This window comes from Saccharothrix sp. ST-888 (assembly GCF_000955975.1).
Taxonomy (GTDB): Bacteria; Actinomycetota; Actinomycetes; order Streptomycetales; family Streptomycetaceae; genus Kitasatospora.
On sequence record NZ_JYJF01001153.1, the window covers coordinates 1 to 233 of the forward strand.

Consider the following 233-nt stretch of genomic DNA (forward strand, 5'->3'; position numbering starts at 1 on the left):
CTCCACCAACCGGAACAGCGCGACCTCAACCGCGAACAGCGCGGGCTGCGTGTAGGCCGTCTGATCCAGCAGACCGTCCTCACCCGCGAACATCACCTCGCGCAGCGGACGCTCCAAGTGCCCGTCCAACTCCACACACACCGCGTCGAAAGCCCCGGCGAACACCGGGAACGCCGCATACAACTCGGCGCCCATCCCGACCCGCTGACTCCCCTGCCCCGTGAACAGGAACG

General features: G+C 67.4%; 1 protein-coding gene. It reads right to left on the reverse strand.

The features are described 5' to 3' along the window. The coding region (locus tag UK12_RS36030; protein ID WP_045307451.1) for an acyltransferase domain-containing protein at nucleotides 1–233 on the reverse strand (233 nt) is incomplete at both ends.